Here is a 16,744-nt window from a genome sequence, read left to right on the forward strand (position 1 = left end):
TCTCCCCTCAGGTCACACGTGGTAAACGTCGATAACCTGATGGATATAGTCGTTATTCAACTGCACGACTTTTCTTGTGATCAGCGGGCTCTCACCCGACACGTCCAGGGTATAAAACGACGTGCCGAAGAAGCTGTCGGTCTTCTTGTAGCGGTGGTTGAGCGTGTGCCAGTTAAACCGCAGCTCTACCGTGTCGCCCTCTTGCGACAGGATCTCCAGGTTAGTCACCTGGTGGGTGGTGCGCGGCTCCGGTGTACTCGCCCCGCTGCGCTCGGTCTTGATCCGGTAGACCCGATCCTCTAACCCCTCACGGTTGGGGTAGTAGATCAGCGATATCTCGCTGTGTGGATCCCGGGTGAGCTGGTCGTCGTCGTCCCAGGCGGGCATCCAGAACTCGGCGTCCTTACGGTACAGCGTGAGCCACTCGTCCCACTCCCGGTCGTCCAGCAGCCGTGCTTCGCGGTACAAAAAAGCTTGGATGTCGTGATAGCTAATGCTCATGGCACTTCTCTCCTCTCTTCTGGCGCTGGGCGCTTAGGCGGTCGCGGTGGCGATAAATTGGCTGCGCTCTTTGTCGATGGCGCGCAGCATTTCGCTGACCCAGTGCTGGTGGTGCAGCACGTAGAGCCCTTCGTCTTCCGGTGAGGCGCCGCTGAGCAGGGGCTTCATGTCGATCGCCTGGGCCGTTTCATCGGCGCCTTCAATCCACTGTTGGGCCCCGCGGGAGAGGTCGTTCCATTCGGCCAATGCGCCGTTATAGCCTTCTTGGCAGGCGCGGAACTCTTCAAGATCGTCGGGCGTGCCCATGCCGGAGACGTTGAAGAAGTCTTCGTACTGGCGGATGCGCACACGCCGGTCTTCGGCGGCTTCGCCTTTGGGGGCGAAGCAGTAAATCGTGACTTCGGTTTTGTCCACGGCGACCGGACGGATCACGCGGATTTGCGTGGAGAACTGGTCCATCAGGTAGACGTTGGGATAGAGGCAGAGGTTGCGCGTCTGGTTGACGATGGAGTCGGCACGGGCGTCGCCTAGCTGCTCCTGGATCCAGTCCTTATGTTGGTAGACCGGGCGCACTTCTGGGTTGAGCAGCCGGGTCCACAGCATCATGTGGCCGTTTTCGTAGGAGTAGAAGCCGCCTTTGCTTTTGGACCAGCCGTCGGCGTCCACCGCTTTGGTACCGCCCGCATCGTAGTTGCGACGCTCCATGGTGGAGGCGTAGTTCCAGTGCACGGAGCTGACGTGGTAGCCGTCGGCGCCATTTTCGGCCTGGAGCTTCCAGTTGCCGGTGTAGGTGTAGGACGAGGTGCCGCGCAGGATTTCCAGGCCTTCGGGGGCTTGGTCGACGATGTTGTCGATGACCTTGGTGGTTTCGCCCAGGTGCTGCTCAAGCGGTTGTACATCATCGCTCAGGCTGCCGAACAGGAAGCCTTTGTAGTTCTCGAAACGCGGCAGGCGTTTGAGGTTGTGGGAGCCATCCTGCTTGAACTGGTCAGGGTAGGCGCCGTTCTTCTCGTTCTTGGCTTTGAGCAGTTGGCCGTCGTTTTTGAACGTCCAGCCGTGGAACGGGCAGGTGAAGGTGCCTTTGTTGCCGCGCTTGCGGCGGCATAGGGTGGCACCACGGTGGGCGCAGGCGTTAATCAGGCCGTGCAGTTCGCCCTGCTTGTCGCGGGTGATAATCACTGGCTGGCGGCCCATGGTGACGGTCATGTAGTCGCCGGGTTCCGCGACCTGGCTCTCGTGGGCCAGGAACAGCCAGTTGCCTTCGAAGATGTGCTTTAGCTCAAGTTCAAAGAAGTCAGGATCGGTGAACATGCTGCGGTGGCAGCGGAAGATGCCGTTATCGGGCTCATCTTGGACAGCGCCGCGCACGCGGGCTTCGAGCTGATCAAGCTGCGTCGTCATGATCTCTCTCTTCGTATTGATGATGTCGCGCTGTTATGTCTTGCTAAGGCGGGCCAAGGGGAAGGCCCGCATTGCTCAAGGCATGAGGGTTATACCTTGGCGGTACCGGCGAGCTGGCTGGCCAGATCCTGGTCGTCTTCTTTAGCCCGCGGGCGGGCGTGACGTACCTGCAGTTCGGCGGCGTCGGTTTGGGCCAGCTCCACATCGAACACCACGTGGGAGAAGGGGCCGTCCAGGTCGCGCTTGGCGATCTCGGCCGGGTCGTCAATACGCTCGGCGGGCACCACCAGCTCTTCCCGTGTAGCAAAGGCGAAGTCGTCATAGGTGTAGGGGTCGCCCGCCAGGTTGATCTGGGTGGTCAGGTGCTGATGGCCCGGTGCGGAGACGAAGTAGTGAATATGTGCCGGACGCTCGCCGTGACGGCCCAGGGACTTGAGCACCACATCGGTGGGGGCGCCTTCGGGTACGCCGTAGCCGGAGGGGATAATGCTGCGCGCGGTGTAGCGGCCGTCGCTGTCCGCGTAGATCGTGCGGCGCAGGTTGTACTCGGATTGTGAGGGGTCAAAGAACGAGTAGCCGCCCTGGGAGTTGGCGTGCCAGATCTCGACCTTGGCACCGGCAATCGGGGTGCCGTCGACGTCACAGACCTGGCCGGTCAGCCACATGGTCTCGCCGTCGGTCGCTTCGTCGTCCAGGCGGGCAAAGCCTTCCGCCTCGGGGGCGCCGGCCACGTACAGCGGACCTTCGATGGTGCGCGGCGTACCGCCGGTGCGCTTGGCTTCGGCGTCGATGGCGTCCTGGCGCATATCGAGGAAGTGGTCAAAGCCGAGCCCTGGCGAGAGCAAACCGAACTGGGTCTGGCTGCCCAGGGCATTGAGCAGGTTGACCGCCGCCCAGTACTCCTCTTCGGTGACATCGAAGTCATCGATCAGTTTGAACAGGTCGCCCACCAGGCGATGGACAATTTGCTTGGCACGGTCATTGCCGCCTGCCTGGTCAAAGCCAGCGACGGTTTTGACAAAGTCTTGCACTTCGGGAGTATCGAATATCTTCACGGTCATGATGAAAACCTCTATTTTTATAGGCTTTTGTTTTATAAAAAGAACTGGCGTGTTCTATCGATAATTAGCTGTCGTCGTCGCGCACTGAAGAGGGGTGACGGCACAGCGGCTTGACGTTGATCTCCATATAGGGGAAGAGCGGCAGATTGCTGACCAACTCTTGCAGCTCGGCGTTGTCTTCCACGTCAAAAATACTGACGTTTGAGTAGCTACCCGCTACCCGCCACAAATGGCGCCATTTACCCTGACGCTGTAGGTCTTGGGAATACGCCTTTTCAGTCGCCTTGATCTTGGCTGCCTGCTCGGCTGGCATGTCAGGCGGCAACTTAACGGTCATCTCAACTTGAAACAGCATATGGCTCTCCTCTTTTCATCGCGGGCGATCTAAACGATGGCTTTATTTGCCGTGGCGTTTACTTACGTGACTGTTACTTACGTGAGTAGTGCGCCAACTTATCTTCATCTAGGGTGATGCCGAGGCCAGCTCCTTGCGGTAACTCCACTCCAAACTCGGTGTAGTTGAGAGGGGAAACGACGATGTCGTCTTGCAAAAGCAGCGGGCCGAACATTTCCGTGCCCCAGGCCATTGCTGGCAGCGTTGCCCAGGCGTGTAGAGAGGCAGCCGTACCGATAGTGCCTTCCAGCAGGGTGCCGCCATATAAGCCAATGCCAGCCGCTTGGGCGACGTGAGCCAGCTCAAGTACCCCGTAAATACCGCCGGATTTGGCGATCTTTAGCGCAAAGGCACCACTGAAGCCGCCGCATACTAGATCAAGCCCGTCGCGGGCATCTTGCACCGCCTCATCGGCGAGCATCGGCACATTGAAGCGGTTAGCCAAGCGAACTAGGCCGGCATGTTCACGCGCGCCAATGGGCTGCTCAATTAACTCAATGCCAGCATCCTGTAGCGCCTGAATACCGCGAACGGCGGTGGATTCATCCCACGCCTGATTAACATCAACTCGCACGCTGGCTCGATCGCCCAGCGCTTCCTTGATCGCCGCCACATGGCGCACGTCCTGATCCACCGGGTTAGCACCAATTTTTAACTTGAAGTCGCAGTGCCGACGCTGTTCTAAACGCAGCATGGCCTCATCAATATCTTTGGCGGTATCACCGCTGGCTAGCGTCCACAGCACGGGTAAGTGATCCTGACGTACGCCGCCCAGCAGCTCGGCGACGCTCAATCCCAAGCGTTTGCCCTGAGCATCCAACAGCGCCGTTTCTAATGCAGATTTGGCAATCATATTGCCGCGAGCATGGCGGTTAAGCCGAGCACGCAACTGGTGGACATTGTTGGAGGGCTGGCCGACCAGCAGGGGAGCTAGATAAGTATCAATATTGCGTTTAATGCTCTCCGGGCTTTCTGGGCCGTAGGCCAGGCCGCCAATGGTGGTGCCTTCGCCCAGCCCTTCGATACCGTCAGAGTGGCGCATGCGCACAATCACCATGGTTTGGCAGGCCATGGTGGTCATGGAGAGTTTGTGAGGACGGATGGTCGGTAGGTCGACCAGCAACGTCTCAATATGTTGGATGACGGTTGACATGCAGGCTCCAGCGTCTGGCAATCGTTGACTTGATGTCAGTTTGATTGCGTGAGGAAGAGGGAACCAATATTGTTTAGGTGCTTAGCCATACCGAGGAGGTATCAACATAGGGAGATGACTGCCTGTTTTTTAACGGGCAACTATTTTTATTTAACCAACTCGTCCTCTGCTCCACTTCTTCAGCCCTACTCATCTTCTTTAATTTTCTTTATTAATCAATAGATTGATAAATATGGTGGCGTTTTAACGGCGGTTTTCCCATAAATGAGACACGTAATGATGGGTAAGGCATAGCAACACGGTGAGTAGATAATATCTGCGACTAACTATTAACGTGATGGCACACTTTCCATACGCCAAAGCCAGCTGAGTGGTGTTTCTTTTACGACAAAAGAATAAGACACATCATTGAGACATGAGGCGTAAAGCACGGGAAGGCAGCACGACGCTAATCACACGATTTAGTCGTACTGCCAACAATAATAAGCGCTAACTCTCTAAAAACTCACTTACATCTGGCAATCAGCATCAGGTGACTCGAGTAGCTCATGCGCTACCGATAATACTTCGTGCCGACCATCGCGGATCTCACGTAGGTAGATATTTTGTATCGGGTGGTGGGACTTGGAGAAGCGTAATGGTCCACGTGGGCTCTGCAGCTCAACGGCAGCGAGTGCGTCAATGAGTGCATCGCGGTCAGTGGAATCACCTTCGACTGCATCAAGCGCTTGTATGAGCATGGCACCAGTGTCATAACCATGCACGGCATAAGCATCAGGCATCTCACCGTAAGCCTCTTGATAAGCAGCTACGAAGCTCTGATTTTCTTCACTCTCCAGCGTTTCAGCGTAGTGTAGCGTCGTTAACACCCCCTCGCCCGCGCCCCCTAATGCTGCCAAATTACCTTCGGTCATAAAGCCAGAGCCCAACAGGGGAATATTTTCCTTAAGTCCGGCTGCAGCGTAGTCACGCACAAAGCTGACACCCCCTCCACCCGCGAAGAACGTATAAACCGCGTCGGGATTGAGGCTGGCTATTTGCGTCAAATAACTTTGAAACTCAGTACTGGGAAAAGGAACCAGAATTTGCTCAATAATCTCACCACCGGCTTCCGTAAACGCTTCCTCAAAAGCAGCAATATCCTCTTTACCACCGGCATAATCCCAGGTAATCGTTACCATCTCACGGTGGCCGCGATCATAGGCTACTTTCCCCATGGGGTAACTGTCCTGCCACATGTTATGTGAAGTACGAAAGACATTGGGCATGCAAAGTTCGTTCGTTGCTGCCCCCAAACCAGCATTGGGAATAATGGTAATAGCGCCGGTTTGCTTGGCCACGCGGAGCATCCCCATGGCCACACCTGAGTGGACAGGGCCAATAACAACGTCGACCTCGTCACTGTTCACTAATCGGCTCATATTCTGGGGGGCCTTGGAGGGATTGGCCTCGGAATCAAGCTGGACATACTCGACTTCACGTCCTCCAAGCTGTCCACTATTCTGCTCTATAGCGAGTTTCAAACCATTGGTAATAGCCTCGCCCAGTGCCGTGTAGGTACCCGTATAGGGCAACATTAACCCCAGCTTTACAGGTTCGCCATCTTCAGCCATTGCAAGCTGGCCTGCCAGCAAAAAGCCTGCCCCAAGTAACGACGTCAGTGTTGTATTATTTGTTTTCATCGTTGCACTCTTTGTTGTGGTTCGTCTTTATAAAAGAAGTTATTGCTTTAAATGGGTAGCTTTTGGTTCACCCCCAGTTCTCGCTTGTTTCAAACTTCAAGCTATTTTTAGCGGCAATCACATCCTCGTGTGGGTCATGATTCCACAGCCACTCGAAGCGGCTTTCCAGATTGTTAATTAGCTCGGCTTCATCGTCGCCGATGCCCTCTCCTGCATATTCGTAGACATCGCCCGCCTCATGGGAGGTACGCTGCACTTTGCAGGTACGGCTATGGCGTACTTGTTCGAAGGCAGACAACACAGTGCTCACGTTGTGGCTACGGCAACTGGCATCCGCCAGCAGAGTCGCCAGCACATAGGCGTCCTCCAGCGCCTGACCGGCTCCCGCCCCCTGGTGAGGCACTAACGCATGGGCAGCGTCGCCCATGATCAGTACGCGGTCGCGCTGGTAGCGGGCAAGCTCAGGTAACTCATGCAGCGCCCAGCGCGTTGGCTCAGGAATGCATTCAAGAATGGCTTGGCAAGCCGGGCTCCAACCTGCAAATACGTCTAGCATTTCCGCCTGGCTGACGGCTTGAACCCACTCTTCGCCTTCGGGCAGTTTAGGGTTCGGTATCGAACGATCCGTAATAAAGGCCACGACGTTAACGAGTTGAGACTGCTTAACCGGGAAGGTCAGAATATGGCGATCTTTGCCAAGATACATCTGAGGCACCAATGCCAGGCGCTTCTCGCTGCCTTTAGCCTCTAGAGCAATCTCTAGGTCCCTGGTGGGAATCATGCCGCGATAAGCGTAAGTGCCACTCCAGAACGGCGTAATTTCGCCGTACTGCTCCGGAGGTAGCACATGGGGGCGCACCGCCGACTTAATGCCGTCAAAGCCGATGATCACATCACCCGTAAAGTGAGTGCCATCGTCGAAGCTGGCGGTGGCGCTGTCGGTGCCCTGCTTAACGCCTATACAGCGTTTGCCGAAGTGGGCGATGCCCTCAGGCAGGTTGGCAACAATCGCATCAAGAAAATCGGCACGATGCACCGAGGATTGGCCAACGCCTGGCGCCAGGCTGGCAGTTAAGTAGGTATCATCACTGCCTCGGCGCCACTCGAACCAAACATCCTCAAAGGGCGCGGGTGAGGAGTCGGCAATACGTTGATAAGCGTTTTCCAACCCCAATAGCTGAATGGCTTTTACCGCATTGGGGCCAAAGGAGACACCCGCACCAATCTCGGAGAACTGAGGAGCCGCTTCGAAAAGCTGAACATCAAGCTGGCTATCACGGGATAATGCAACGGCGAAGGCGACTCCTCCGATGCCACCACCGATGATGCCAATCGAAAGACGTTTTGGCTGTGTATTTGCTACTGTGCTGTTAGCTACCATGATTTAACTCTGCTCAGGGGCTTATCGTTATATGTTGAGCGTTATGCTCTCCCCCTAACGCTATTCGGTAGCGCCAACTGCCACCACACAGCTTCCTTCATTCAGACTATAAACGGCGCTAATAACAATATGAATCAATCAGTTAAAAACATCTCTGACGGCTACATTCGACTATCGTGGAATATGTTGCGAGGCGCAAGGTGATGGAAAAACTTGCCAACATTGACCTGAATCTGCTGGTTGTTTTTGACTTGTTGTACCAAGAACAAAATACACAACGGGTGGCGCTGCGCTTGGGTATCACCCAACCGGCGGTAAGCCATGCACTGAAACGTTTACGCCACTTGCTGGAGGACGAACTTTTCGAGCGCACGTCGCAAGGTCTGCAACCTACGCCCCGTGCCAGTCGACTTCACCCTGGCATTGCGGATGCGTTGTCGCGAATGAACGACACGCTGAACCTAAGCGACGATTTCAACCCCGCTAAGAGTGAGCGCACTTTCCATATCAATATGACCGATATCGGTGAAATAGTGTTTCTCCCGCGTCTGCTGCAACATCTCACACACCACGCACCGGGGGTGTCACTCAACACCGTGCGCAGCCACCATAATGACCTAAAAAACGAGATGGAGGAGGGGGAGATAGATTTGGCCGTTGGCCTGATCCCGCAACTAGGAGCAGGCTTCTACCAGCAGCGACTGTTTGTGCAACGCTACGTTTGCTTAATGCGCGAGCACCACCCCCTCGCCGCAAAAGAATTTAGCCTTGAGGCGTTTCGCGCAGCGCATCACGCTGTGGTGGTTGCCCGGGGAACCGGGCATGGCATTATCGAAGAGCAGCTTGCGCACGCTGGGGTTGTGCGCCCAATTCGGTTAACACTGCCGCATTTCGCAGCGGTTCCCTATATCGTCAGCAGCAGCGATCTAGTGGTGACGGTTACCGATAAATTAGCCGAGGCAACGCGAACACGTTTCGGGTTAGCCATTCGTGAGCACCCCCTAACGTTCCCAGAAATCCCGATTAATCTTTTCTGGCACCGGCGCTTTCATCAAGACCCAGGCAACCGCTGGCTGCGTGGGCTGATGTTTAGCATGTTTTCCGAGTAAATCCCCAACAGCAGTATAAACACTTAAATTTTTGATTTTATTAAAATATATCTGAAGTCATTTTGATAAAATTAGCAAGCACAGGTGATGCTTTACCTGTTCGCCACGCCAGCCACAGCGGCATATCACAGGTCGTTAACTCATCCAGCTCGATAAAATAAATGCCTGGCATGGGGTGGCAGCGACTGGCGGCTGGTACAACTGCCACGCCCAACCCTGCCGCCACCATACTAAGAATCGTGATGTTATCGGCTCCATATTGCACAACGCGAGGCAAGAAATTTAGGCGTGAGAAATGGGCGACAACGCGATCGTAATAGACCGGTGAAATACTGCGATACCCCCACACAAATTCAGCCTCAGCAAGCTCCGCTAGTTTTGTCGGCGGTGATTGAGCCCAAGATGAAGAAGCTGGTACGGCGAGTATTAAATGGTCGTGCTGTAGTAGTCTTGTCTCAATGCCCGACGGCGTATGATCATCAAGATAGAGAATACCGATATCGAGACCACCCTGCTGCAGCTTCTCCAACTGCGGGCCGGAAAGCAGCGGAAAGACATCCAGTGCTACATTCGGATAGCGACCACGATAGCCACCCATGAGCTTGGCTACTTCGGTTACCCACAAATGCGTTACCGTTACTCCAAGGCTCAGCTTGCCCGTTTGACCACTGCCAAGTGCCAGCAGGCGTGCTTTGATATCAGCACGCTCGTCAAGCAACCGTGTTGCTTCGCTATAAAGTGTTTGCCCCGCCACGGTTAACCGAACACCGCGGGCATGGCGATCAAGAAGCCGGGTACCAATATCTTCCTCCAACAGCCGCATTTGCCGAGTCAGCGCTGGCTGCGCGACATGCACCTTGCGGCTAGCGGCTGAAATCGACCCAGTCTCCACCACGGCAATAAAGTACTCCAACTGACGAAACTCCATAGGCCGTTTATCACCTCACATAAGTTCGTGCATCCGCATAAAAGAGCATCTCTACAGCTACCACACTCTATGAACATACCGCTCATCCATGCCTATATGATATGGCTAACATCTAAAATCTATATTTTTGGTATCTTTATCCTTGTCTCATAGTGAAGAAACAATTCATAACAAGACTCGCCATGGCGAGCAGGAAGCCCTATGAACAAGACCTACCACCTTTTAACGGGGTTGCACTTTGCCGTGTGTACCCTAGCAATGATCTGGCCCGGCGCACTGATCGCTAACCGTATCGAACCCACCGTACTCGGACTGCCCTTTCTATTTTTCTGGTACATCCTCTGGATGCTGATTCTATTTGTCGGCATGTGGGTGGCCTTTGTGATTCGTCACGGAGGTGGTCGCCATGATTGATTCAATCATTGTCGTCGGCATCACCCTGACCTATCTCGCTCTGGTGCTATGGGTGGGACTCCGCGCTCGCGGTCAGAGCAATTCCAACCTGGAGAGCTATGTAGCGGGGGGGCGCCACGTGGGCGTGGTGATCTTGTTTTTCATCCTCGGCGCCGAAATCTTCTCCGCATTTGCATTCCTGGGTGCACCGGGCTGGAGCTATCAGCATGGTGCACCAGCCTTCTATATTCTCGCTTACCTGTCGCTGATACCCATTACTATTTGGGCCATGGGGCCGCGAGTGGCCAAGTTAGGTCGCGAGCGAGGCTATCTCACTCAAGGCGATATGATTGCCGATCACTACCAAAGCAAAACGCTGGGTATGCTGGCCGGGGTGATCGGCGTGCTAGCGCTAGTACCCTATCTTACGATTCAGATTGCCGGTGCCGGTCTGCTCTTTCAGGCAGCTACTGATGGCTTGATTCCGTTCTGGCTGGGTGCGCTGCTCGCTTTCCTCGTGGTCGCCGCCTACGTCTTCTGCAGTGGCCTGAACGGCATCGGTTGGACCAATCTGTTCCAAGGGATCATGATGATAGTCATCGCTTGGTTCCTGGGTCTCTCCATCTCTGAGCGCCTCTACGGCGGCGTGGGTGAAATGTTCAGCCAGATCCAGTTAACCATGCCTGAATACCTGACCATGCCTGGGGCCGCCGGTATGAACTGGGGCTATTTCAGTACTGCGGTGCTGGTCAGTGCTTTCGGCGGTGCCATGTGGCCGCATCTGTTTATGAAGTTCTATTCAGCGGACAGCGGTAAGACACTCCGCAAGGTTAGCGTCTTTTATCCACTCTACGCCTACCTGCTGGTGCCGCTACTGTTCATCGGCTTTGCTGGCATCTTAGTTTTTGCGGACACACCATTAGAGCGCTCCGATACGGTGCTCCTACGTATGGTGATGGACGTGGCCAACTTCTCGCCCTGGGTTATCGGTTTAATGCTCTCCGGGGCGCTGGCCGCCGCTATGTCGACCGGCGCCAACTTAGCTCATACCGCTGCGGTGATATTGGTCCGCGATGTGGTCGGCCCCACCATGATGAAAAGCGCTAGCGAAAAGGCGGTCGTCAGCGCAACACGCTGGAGCGTGCTCGGCCTGTCGCTGATTGCTTACCTATTCGCACTGGCCAATCCGTCGTCGTTGGTACTGCTGCTGCTCGGCGCTTACGGATTAATTGTTCAATTATTTCCCATGGTGATCGGTGCACTGTTTATGCCACAGCTACGCCGCGCCAGTGTCATGGCGGGTGCCCTCTTCGGCAGCCTAGCCTACTTATTGATGGAATTCGTCTGGAGCTCACCCTTAGGCTGGCATGCTGGCGTCTGGGCGATGTTGCTCAACCTCGGCGTTGTAGTGGCCTGGCAGTGTCTCGTCAAACCCACGCTTACCGAACCCACACCTTCCCATTCTTAATGAGTGTAAGGAGAATTAAATGAGCATCCAGACCGATCGTTTAAACTTAAAAAGCGCCATCGCCACTCAGCTAGAGGCAGCATTCGAAGATATTCAGTCGCTCTACCGTCAGTTGCATCAAACCCCCGAGCTGCCCTTTCAGGAGCATAAGACGAGCGCCCGGCTCGCCGACGCTTTGGAAAGTGTCGGCTATGAGGTGACCCGTGGCATTGGCGGCACAGGCGTCGTTGCATTACTGCACAACGGCGAGGGGCCCACAGTCATGCTCCGCGGTGATATGGATGCCTTACCCATCAAGGAAGAAACTGGGCTAGATTTTGCCAGCTGTGAAATGGTAATTTCAGAAAAGGGAGGCGAAGTGCCCCTGATGCATGCCTGCGGCCATGACTTGCACAGCAGCTGTATTGTCGGCGCCGCTGCAGTAATGGCAGGGCTAAGAGAGCAATGGGCCGGCACCTTGATGCTGATCTGTCAGCCCGCCGAGGAAATTTTTGGCGGCGCTAAAGCAATGCTTGATGACGGCCTCTATTCGCGCTTTCCACGCCCAAACATTATTCTTGGCCAACACAATATGCCCGCTCTTGCTGGCACCGTCGGGCACCGCGCGGGTAGCGCTATGGCCGCCTGCACCAATCTGGCAGTTACTATACACGGCAACGGAGGCCACGGTTCCATGCCCGCCCAAACGGTAGACCCGGTAGTCATTGCCGCCCATGTGGTCACCCGCCTGCAGACCATCGTTGCTCGCGAGGTACCGCCGGAGGAGACCGTAGTGGTCACCGTGGGTAAGCTCCACGCTGGCACCCAGGCCAACATTATTCCGCACTCGGCAGAGCTTGAGATCAATATCCGCGGCTTCGATAACACATTGCACTGCCAAGTGGTGGCTGCTATCGAACGTATTATACGTGCCGAATGTGAGGCAGGCCGCTCTCCCAAGTCGCCGGAGTTCCGGGTACTTAACGAGACCATTGCCCTGCATAACGACCCAATGGCGGTTGAGCATATTCGCCGCGCCCACGCTGAGCATTTCGGTGATGCCAACCTTTATGACATGCCACGGCTTAACGGCAGCGAGGATTTCCCGTTTTTCGGCAACGCTGAAGCAGGCGCTTTCGGCGGCGAGGATATTCCCTACGTCTATTGGTTTATCGGTGCCACACCCGCCGAGCGCTGGGCGAACACGCCAGGGACGAGCGTATCTCAGAAGATGCGCCACCTTGAAATGCCGCACTCGCCTTACTACTTCCCGGGCAATGACGTGACACTGCGCACTGGCATAGAAGCCATGGCGACAGGCGCTCTGGCATATCTAACCTAGCGTCACCGCAAACAAAACGGCAGGGCTATTACCACTGCCGTTTTCCCGCATTGATTCACTTATTGTGTTGCACCTAGGGCTTAGCCCACGCCGCTCGGGTGCTGTGGGCCGCAGTTTTGTTGGTGATTTGCCAGCTGCCCTGTGCTTTTATTAACGCAATGACATCCACCCAGGAATCCTCAAGGTTCTCACTGTTGTCGAAACCAAGCAGCACCGAGGCCACCTCTCCAGCCTGAGTTACGGCGATAAACCGGCTTTTCACCGGGCGGTAGCTGGCTGCCCAACGCTCAAAACGCTCACTCACTCGCCCAGCGGCAAGTAGCCCGTCAGCGTCCAGTGCAAAAATCCACGCATCCTGATGAAATGCTTGGTTAAGCTTTTCCATACCGCCTTGAAAGCCATCGACATATAGCTGCACTACACGCTTAATCTCGTCAATCTCAGGCGCATCACCCACGACAGTGATATCCGTCATTACTTATCTCCTGCTTATTAATTGTTGGTTTTATTTATTTTATAAGCCAAGTATTTCACGCGCCTGTTGCCAAGTAGCCACCGGGCGCTGGTACTTTTCGCACAACGCTACCGTGCGCTCGACCAGTGCCGCGTTGGATGGTGCCAATGTATCGCTGTCCAGGCGCACGTTATCCTCAAGCCCCGTCCGAGTGTGACCACCTGCAGCAATTGACCACTCATTAAGCAGGTATTGATTGGCGCCGATGCCAGCGCCACACCACTGCGCATCAGGCGCTAAACGCTTGAGCGTCTCAATATAAAAATCAAAAGTCGGTTTGTCCGCTGGCATAGCGTTTTTAACCCCCATCACAAACTGCACGTAGAGCGGCGTCTTTAGCTTGCCTTGCTTGGAAAGGCTCACCGCTTGGTGGATATGTGACAAATCAAACGCTTCGATTTCAGGTTTTACATCGTACTTGAGCATCTCATCAGCCAGCCACTCCACCAGTTGCGGCGGATTCTCGTAAACGCGGTTGGGGAAGTTGTTGGAACCCACCGAGAGGCTGGCCATATCGGGTTTCAGCGGCAGCATCCCGCCCCGGGCTTCTCCTGCACCCGAGCGCCCGCCGGTTGAGAGCTGAATAATCATGCCGGGGCAGTGCTTCTTAAGCCCCTCCATTAGCCGACCAAACTTCTCTGGGTCGGAAGAGGGTGTTTGGTCATCGTTACGCACGTGGCAATGAGCAATGGTGGCCCCCGCTTCGAACGCCGCCTGGGTGCTTTCAATCTGCTCTTCAACCGTGATGGGCACGGCAGGATTATTCTCTTTGCGTGGCAGGCTGCCGGTAATGGCGACGCAGATTATGCAAGGCTGAGACATGGAAAACCCCTTTTGTTCTTATTGCGAACATAAGTTTTTATTGCGAATAAAATAGAGCGGATATTTATCAGCGTCAAATCCGAATCGTTGCCAGTGACGTTTGCAGGCCCGATTTAGAAAGAGACATCGAATACCAGAGGGACGATGGTGTAGAGCGCGACCATAATCACCAGTAAGCCGATAACGTTGAGCCAGATACCTGCACGGATCATGCTCTTAATCGGAAGATCTCCCGTTGCAAAAGCCACCGCATTAGAAGGGGTCGCCACCGGCAACATAAAGGCGCAGCTCACGGCAAAGGTAACCACGATGGTCATTAGAAAAGGTTCAATACCCAGCCCCACGGCAATAGACCCCATAATAGGGAAGAAGGCAGCCGCCGTCGCCGTGTTGCTGGTGAGCTCGGTCAATAGGATAATCACGAGAGCAGTGATAGCCAAAATCACAATGGGCGGCAGTCCCGACAAACCCGAGACGCTCTCGCCAACCCAGGCACTCAAGCCAGTAGCGGTAAACTGAGCTGAGAGTGTTAGGCCACCGCCAAACAAAACCAGTACCCCCCAAGGCACATCACGCGTGGCCGACCACTCCAGCAACGCCCCTTTTCCTCTAGAAGCCGGTATTACAAACATCAGAATCGCCGCGAGAATCGCCACACTAGTATCGTTGATGTTACCCAACCAAGGAAGCCCACTCTGCACTACAGGAATTCTCGCGATTAACGGCACGAAGACCCAGCAGAATACCGCCCCGGCAAAGACCATTAACACACGCGACTCTTCAGGTGACAGTCGACCCATCCCCTTGAGCTCTGTCTCGATCATCGCCCGGCCACCCTGGATGTTCTCAACTTCCGAGCGGAATACCAGCTTGTTGAGAACCAACCAAGCCAATATCAGCATGGTGAATGAGAACGGTACACCCACCAGCATCCAGTGACCAAAGCCGATACTAAGCCCGTGGGTGTCTTCCATATAGGCGCGCATTAGCGCCATCGGCGGCTGGCCGATCAGCGTAGCCATCGAGCCGATGGTGATGGCATAGGCAATGCCCAGTAGAACAGCGGCAGAAAACTTGGGCGTGTCGTCACCGTTACCCAGTGACTTCACTAGCGCGATGATCGAGCCTCCGATCGGCACCATAATGACAGCGGTGGCGGTATTGCTGACCCACATGGTAATAAACCAGCTAGCGAACATCAGACCGAAGACGATTTGAGCGGGCTTGGTGCCCACGGTGAGTACCGTCAGTAGCGCGAAGCGGCGATGTAAATTCCAGCGCTGCGTTGCCAAGCCCAGCAGTACGCCACCCAATACTAGAAAGACAATGCTGTGAGCATAGGGCGAGGCGGTCTCACCGACTGAGGCAATATCGAAAAACGGGAACAGTACAAGCGGCAACAGCGACGTGGCAGGAATGGGTATCGCCTCTGTCATCCACCAGGAGGCCATCAGCATAGCAATGCCAGCAACAAGTCGTGCATCGAAGGCCAGCGTTTCAGGCAGAAAGAAGAAAGCGCCCAAGCCAATGACGATTCCCATTACAAGTGAGATTGGCTTGAAAGCAGAGGATACAGTGTAGGGCGCTTGTTCAACTGCCCCTGTGGTTTGCGACATGATCTTTTTACCCGCATAGCAATAACAGTGCAGGTGAGTGTTACGACTGATGGGCCAAGTCGCCAATACCTCTCAGGTTGATAGGCATACCTAATTGAGTAAATTGGCATGAAGACAGAAAACTCTATAGAGCTAATAAGATCAGTTATTTAACTATAAAATAGCTGCTATTATCGTACTTAACCTATTCGTGACTTTCACAAGGGATAGGGAATATCCTGCTTAATTACGGCGTATAGTTTACGACTAATGGATGGACTACTGTAAAAAGCGTGGCAATTTCACTACCCGCGTGACGTTTAAGCAAAAGCGCTAAGCGGAAGTTTGAACAAAAAGGAGTAGTTCAGGAAAGGGCAGGGCTATTAGATAGCCCATAAGGCAAATGTAAGTACTTTGCCGTAATGATTGTAGTTCCAGCGCCCCTCTAGACATTAAAGCGCGTTTAAGTTATGGAACATTCTACTCAAGCACTGATTGATATAAACAATGTCCTGTTTACTGAAATCGGCAAAGGCTTTTTCCACCAGACGGCTAGTAACTTGCCGAGCAATATCCAGCTTTGCCTCACCCGCATCGGTAAGCTCTACTTCTGTGACACGACCATCTTGCGGGCTGGCTTCTGTTTTAAGCAAACCCGACTCTTGCATTCGGTATACAATTTTGGTGGTAGTTGACAATTTTGCAACAGCGTGTACTGATATATCCGACATGCTAAGGCGCCCATGTTCATGTAGGATCATGAGAATGCGCCACTTAGACGAACTGAGTCCGTGTGGTTTCAGTAGTGTATCGACATCAGCGCTGTATTTAGCATTCAGCCTCGCGACCCAATAAAAAGGAAAATCACGCGAGCGAAATTCATCGGCAAGAGGAAAAAAGGAAGACGATAATTCATCCTTGTCGACCATAAGAAGCACGCCATCCAAAAAAATAGTGGATTATTCTAGCATATATCCATTCAAGTGTAAGTGTCTGGAGCCTCTAGGGATAGAGCGTGCCA

The 16,744-nt window shown here is 54.3% G+C and carries 16 protein-coding genes; 4 read left to right on the forward strand and 12 right to left on the reverse strand.

Annotation, left to right across the window (positions count from 1 at the left end):
- Positions 1-12: 12 nt before the first annotated feature.
- The 7 genes from benB to salA form a co-directional block, all read right to left on the reverse strand.
- On the reverse strand, positions 13-501 hold the full coding sequence (gene benB, locus ACXUPB_RS20770) for a benzoate 1,2-dioxygenase small subunit (protein ID WP_138799547.1): 489 nt from the start codon (positions 499-501) through the stop codon (positions 13-15).
- 33 nt (positions 502-534) lie between these two features.
- Complete coding sequence (locus ACXUPB_RS20775; protein ID WP_472954511.1) at positions 535-1,902, reverse strand: Rieske 2Fe-2S domain-containing protein; 1,368 nt, start codon at positions 1,900-1,902, stop codon at positions 535-537.
- Positions 1,903-1,991: 89 nt separating this feature from the next.
- On the reverse strand, positions 1,992-2,963 hold the full coding sequence (catA, locus tag ACXUPB_RS20780) for a catechol 1,2-dioxygenase (protein ID WP_472954513.1): 972 nt from the start codon (positions 2,961-2,963) through the stop codon (positions 1,992-1,994).
- A 64-nt stretch (positions 2,964-3,027) separates the two neighbouring features.
- Positions 3,028-3,318 (reverse strand): muconolactone Delta-isomerase, encoded by a 291-nt coding sequence (catC, locus tag ACXUPB_RS20785; RefSeq protein WP_350359510.1) that lies wholly within the window; start codon positions 3,316-3,318, stop codon positions 3,028-3,030.
- A 73-nt stretch (positions 3,319-3,391) separates the two neighbouring features.
- The gene (locus ACXUPB_RS20790; protein ID WP_350359511.1) at positions 3,392-4,510 is read right to left on the reverse strand and encodes a muconate/chloromuconate family cycloisomerase; all 1,119 of its coding nucleotides are present in this window, start codon (positions 4,508-4,510) and stop codon (positions 3,392-3,394) included.
- 509 nt (positions 4,511-5,019) lie between these two features.
- Positions 5,020-6,192, reverse strand: coding sequence for an ABC transporter substrate-binding protein (locus ACXUPB_RS20795; RefSeq protein WP_022521202.1), 1,173 nt, complete (start codon positions 6,190-6,192; stop codon positions 5,020-5,022).
- 67 nt (positions 6,193-6,259) lie between these two features.
- On the reverse strand, positions 6,260-7,573 hold the full coding sequence (gene salA / locus ACXUPB_RS20800; protein WP_350359513.1) for a salicylate 1-monooxygenase: 1,314 nt from the start codon (positions 7,571-7,573) through the stop codon (positions 6,260-6,262).
- Positions 7,574-7,776: 203 nt separating this feature from the next.
- On the opposite strand from salA, the gene ACXUPB_RS20805 reads away from it, so the two are divergent.
- The gene (locus tag ACXUPB_RS20805; RefSeq protein WP_350359514.1) at positions 7,777-8,682 is read left to right on the forward strand and encodes a LysR family transcriptional regulator; all 906 of its coding nucleotides are present in this window, start codon (positions 7,777-7,779) and stop codon (positions 8,680-8,682) included.
- Between the two features lie 40 nt (positions 8,683-8,722).
- On the opposite strand, the gene ACXUPB_RS20810 is transcribed toward ACXUPB_RS20805, so the two are convergent.
- Positions 8,723-9,610, reverse strand: coding sequence for a LysR family transcriptional regulator (locus tag ACXUPB_RS20810; RefSeq protein ID WP_339935839.1), 888 nt, complete (start codon positions 9,608-9,610; stop codon positions 8,723-8,725).
- A gap of 201 nt (positions 9,611-9,811) precedes the next feature.
- Here ACXUPB_RS20810 and ACXUPB_RS20815 point away from each other — a divergent pair, with 201 nt between their 5' ends.
- From ACXUPB_RS20815 to ACXUPB_RS20825, 3 genes are read left to right on the forward strand one after another with little or no spacing between them, the layout of a single operon-like run.
- The gene (locus ACXUPB_RS20815; protein WP_339935812.1) at positions 9,812-10,024 is read left to right on the forward strand and encodes a hypothetical protein; all 213 of its coding nucleotides are present in this window, start codon (positions 9,812-9,814) and stop codon (positions 10,022-10,024) included.
- Positions 10,017-11,471: a sodium:solute symporter family protein gene (locus tag ACXUPB_RS20820; protein ID WP_350359515.1), complete on the forward strand. Its 1,455-nt coding sequence runs from the start codon at positions 10,017-10,019 to the stop codon at positions 11,469-11,471. Before ACXUPB_RS20815 ends, ACXUPB_RS20820 begins: the two co-directional genes overlap by 8 nt.
- Positions 11,472-11,490: 19 nt before the next feature.
- Positions 11,491-12,792: an amidohydrolase gene (locus ACXUPB_RS20825; protein WP_350359516.1), complete on the forward strand. Its 1,302-nt coding sequence runs from the start codon at positions 11,491-11,493 to the stop codon at positions 12,790-12,792.
- Between the two features lie 73 nt (positions 12,793-12,865).
- Here ACXUPB_RS20825 and ACXUPB_RS20830 read toward each other — a convergent pair whose 3' ends face one another.
- From ACXUPB_RS20830 to ACXUPB_RS20845, 4 genes are all read right to left on the reverse strand, one after another.
- A complete protein-coding gene (locus tag ACXUPB_RS20830) occupies positions 12,866-13,267 on the reverse strand; it encodes a nuclear transport factor 2 family protein (RefSeq protein WP_339935809.1) in 402 nt (133 codons plus the stop codon).
- 39 nt (positions 13,268-13,306) lie between these two features.
- Complete coding sequence (locus ACXUPB_RS20835; protein ID WP_035565041.1) at positions 13,307-14,128, reverse strand: 3-oxoadipate:acetyl-CoA acetyltransferase; 822 nt, start codon at positions 14,126-14,128, stop codon at positions 13,307-13,309.
- 113 nt (positions 14,129-14,241) lie between these two features.
- The gene (locus tag ACXUPB_RS20840; protein ID WP_350359517.1) at positions 14,242-15,744 is read right to left on the reverse strand and encodes an SLC13 family permease; all 1,503 of its coding nucleotides are present in this window, start codon (positions 15,742-15,744) and stop codon (positions 14,242-14,244) included.
- Positions 15,745-16,175: 431 nt separating this feature from the next.
- Positions 16,176-16,652 (reverse strand): MarR family winged helix-turn-helix transcriptional regulator, encoded by a 477-nt coding sequence (locus tag ACXUPB_RS20845; RefSeq protein ID WP_035565048.1) that lies wholly within the window; start codon positions 16,650-16,652, stop codon positions 16,176-16,178.
- Positions 16,653-16,744 lie beyond the last annotated feature (92 nt).

The sequence above is a fragment of the Vreelandella sp. DA03-1M genome, assembly GCF_055725665.1.